This is a genomic window from Mycobacterium sp. AT1, from assembly GCF_002043095.1.
Taxonomy (GTDB): Bacteria; Actinomycetota; Actinomycetes; order Mycobacteriales; family Mycobacteriaceae; genus Mycobacterium.
On record NZ_MVOC01000086.1, the window covers coordinates 1 to 1578 of the forward strand.

Below are 1578 nucleotides of genomic sequence, written 5' to 3' on the forward strand. Positions count from 1 at the left end.
ACTGACGAGGCAGTCGACCCGCGCCGTTGCCGTGGGCGGTCGCATCGAGCGTTGCGACCGCCCACGGCGGCGGCTACGGGTTGTACAGCTTCCACAGTTCCACCACGGCCCGGACCGCAGCAGCCACGGCCGTCACGATGGGCCACACCGGCCGCTCGCGGCCGGAATCTCGTTGACGAGTCACGCTTTACACCTCCTCTCCCGACACCAGCAGTGCCGAGCTCATGCCACTGCTGATGGCGCATCCGGGAGGTGCCGCCGGGAGCTGGGCTGACGCTGCGCTCCCGGTAGTGACCATGTAACTGGATCCGAGCGCCTCTGGCGAGTACGCTCGGTGCCGATGGGTTCGCGCTTTGATGTACCTATCGGCAATTACAATCTGACACCGCAATGACAGAGACATAGCAAGAGACATAGAGTTAGAGCTTTAGGTACATCAAAACGTTTTTTTCAAAACGCCTTGATTTGGGTTTGGGGGATGTCGTGCCAGACGCTGACGGCCCCGGAACGGCAAGAGATCCGGTGCGCGAACGCCTCGCCGGACTAGGCCATCTCCGCAACGCCAACCACAAACCCACCGAGCAGAAGATTCGCGAGAACCTCGGCATGTGGCTGGCCGACGGCGGTCACGACGGTGCCGACATCCGAGTGCGCCGCAGTTTCGTCGCCCGCGTACCGCCGCCCACCCCGAAGGAACTCCTCGACGCCGGCGAAATCACCGACAACCGCAAGTCGGGCCTGGTCCGCGTACCGCCGCTGGCGGTGCTGACGGCACTCCCGCGCGGTGTCGGCCTTCGCTGCGCACTGACCTTGCCGTTCCTGGTGCAGACGAACCGCGCGGCAGCGCTGGGCAGTCAGGGTCTGATCAAAATCCCCATCGACGACGACGACGCACCGTTCGACTTTCTGCGCCTGATCGCCATCCCGGCGAAGTACCGCGGGGGCGGCGTTTGGGGCGGTGGACCGAGAGCCAATCGCCAACGCCAGATTCGAGAGGCGTTGAAGCGCCTTGCGGAGGACGATCTGAAGATGATCGCGTTGCCGTCCGGTGGCCAGGGGGTCCCGCGGTTCAAGGAGGTTCACCTACGCAACGAGACCGGCGCGGCCACCTTGGACCCTCTCCCGTACACGATCCCCAAGCCGAATGTGCTCACCGTCGACATTCCCACCGCCTTCTTCACCAGCGGGTGGGTTCATGCCCTCACCAATCGGGAGATCGCGATGTGGTTGATGATCCGGGACCTGACCGCACGTGCAGACCCGGCCGTTGTGAACGCCCCGGTCGACGGCGTGCCTGCCCCTCTTTGGGACCGATTGACGGTCTACGACGTACGCAAACGCACGGCGGACACAAGCCGCGAGCTCGAAGCATTCGGTCTCGTCGAGGTCATCCGTGACGAGGAGAATCGCCGGCCGGACGGCACGACGCGCGGCGGGGTTCGCGCCGCGCCCAACCGCTACCGACTCACGGACGCGGGGCTTCAGAAGCCTGCGGTGGCCACTGTGGTCAAGCATCTGAAAGCCTAACTGGCGACTTGAGGCTCAGATCGACCGGCAGGGGTCGACTGCCTCGTCAGT

General features: G+C 64.8%; 1 protein-coding gene. It reads left to right on the forward strand.

What is annotated here, in order from left to right; translation table 11 throughout:
* The first annotated feature begins 483 nt into the window (after positions 1-483).
* A complete protein-coding gene (locus B1790_RS31805) occupies positions 484-1527 on the forward strand; it encodes a hypothetical protein (RefSeq protein WP_142271627.1) in 1044 nt (347 codons plus the stop codon).
* The last annotated feature ends 51 nt before the right edge of the window (positions 1528-1578 follow it).